The sequence below is a fragment of the Trebonia sp. genome, from assembly GCF_049794275.1.
Taxonomy (GTDB): domain Bacteria; phylum Actinomycetota; class Actinomycetes; order Streptosporangiales; family Streptosporangiaceae; genus Trebonia.
Genome location: NZ_JBARCR010000074.1, coordinates 1 through 1654 on the forward strand (window position 1 = coordinate 1; position 1654 = coordinate 1654).

The 1654-nt window shown below is 68.6% G+C and carries 2 protein-coding genes; both read right to left on the reverse strand.

Annotation, left to right across the window (positions count from 1 at the left end):
- Positions 1 to 121: 121 nt before the first annotated feature.
- Positions 122 to 1117, reverse strand: a complete 996-nt coding sequence (locus tag WA805_RS02040) for an ABC transporter ATP-binding protein (RefSeq protein WP_422290012.1) — start codon at positions 1115 to 1117, stop codon at positions 122 to 124.
- A gap of 42 nt (positions 1118 to 1159) precedes the next feature.
- The coding region (locus WA805_RS02045) for a hypothetical protein (protein ID WP_425241513.1) at positions 1160 to 1654 on the reverse strand (495 nt) is incomplete at its 5' end.

Sequence of the window (1654 nt, forward strand, 5' to 3'; positions counted from 1 at the left end):
AGGGAGATACCGACGCCGGCGATCAGCCCGCTGGGCTGCCGCCAAGCGAGCCGGGCCTCGTTGCGGACGATCTTGCCGAAGGCAGCGCGTGGCACTCCCGACTGGGCGAGCACGCTCAGGCTCATGACTGTTCTCCCTCCTCGTGCAAGTGCTTTCCGGTCAGCCGGACGAAGGCGTCTTCCAGGGTTGATGCGTCGAGCTGCACGTCAAGCGCGGTCACGCCGACTGTGTATAGGGCGATGATCACTGCGTTGGCGAGCTCACCGGTCCCGGTGACGACGAGGTGATGGCCGTCGCGGTGGATGGCCGTCACTTCAGGAAGCGCTGTCAGCAGCCCGTCATCGAAGGGACCCGACGGCAGGAACCGCACCTGTTTCCCGCCTGAGGCTCGTGCGGTGAGGCCCGCCGGGGTGTCGAGCGCGACGACGTGCCCGGAGTCGATGAGCGCGACGCGGTCGCAGAGCCGTTCGGCCTCCTCCATGAAGTGCGTCACCAGCACGATCGTCACCCCGCGGGCGCGCACGCGCTCGATGAGGTCCCAGGTGTCCCGGCGGGCCTGCGGGTCGAGCCCGGTCGTCATCTCGTCGAGCACCGCGATCTTCGGCTGGCCGATGAGGGCCAGCACGACGGACAGGCGCTGTCGCTGGCCGCCGGACAGGGACCGGTAGTAGTCCTTGCGCTTGCTTTCCAGCCCGAGCACCTCGATCAGCTCGGTGACGTCAGCGGGCTCGCGGTAGAAGGACCGGTACATGTCCAGGATTTCGCCGACCCTGAGCTTGGCCGGAAAGGAGCTCTCCTGGAGTTGCACCCCGACGATCTCGTGGACCTTGTCCCGGTCGGCCTGCGGGTCCAGGCCCATCAGCCGGATTGTTCCCGAGTCCGGCGTGCGGAGGCCGATCGCACACTCGACCGTGGTGGTCTTGCCCGCTCCGTTCGGGCCGAGGATGCCGAAGATCTCGCCTTCGGCGACCGAGAACGAGACGTCGTCGACCGCGACCAGCGTTCCGTACGTCTTGCGGAGATGCTCGATCTCCACCGCTTGCTTGCTCGCTGTCTCGTTCAGCTGACGAGGAGCGGTCGCGCTGTGGTGTGCTTTGGTTCGGATCGGGGTGTTCATGAGGATCCTTTCGGGTAGCGGGCGCCAGCATGCGCCGGGCTGCTACTCGACGGGGCCGATCTCGGCGTCGGCGAGCTCGGCATAGATGAGGAACTTGAACGGGTCGAACTGCTGGTACTGCTCCATGAGGCGATACAGCGCGGTGCGACGCAGCCCGGCCAGCGTGGTACTGGCGGGGTGGCGCAGCAGGCCCGGCTGGATGATCTGCAGGGCGAGGGCGTGATCGCCCTGGCCGATGAGGGTGGCAGCGGCGGCGGCGAACGGCTCTTCCCTGCCTGCGGCGAGCAGGTCGAGCGCGGCCGCCTGCTCGGCGCCGGTCGCCGGCTCGAGTCCGAGGAGGTCTGGCTGCCAGTAACCGGTGCGCTGGTGGTGGAGCCGCTCGGTGAAGTGGTCGCGGATCACCAGGTAGGGCACGACCGCGGTGGGGTGCTCGCGGAGCACGGCCGGGAGGCTGGCCTCCGCCAGGATGTCGGGGAGGGTGCGGCCGCCGCGGATGCCGTCCAGCACCTCGCCGTGCAGCTGGGTCAGTGCCGCCTG

Excerpts from the sequence above, each read along its gene's own strand:
- WA805_RS02040 (WP_422290012.1), bottom strand. The coding sequence starts at position 1,117 with ATGAACACCCCGATCCGAACCAAAGCACACCACAGCGCGACCGCTCCT.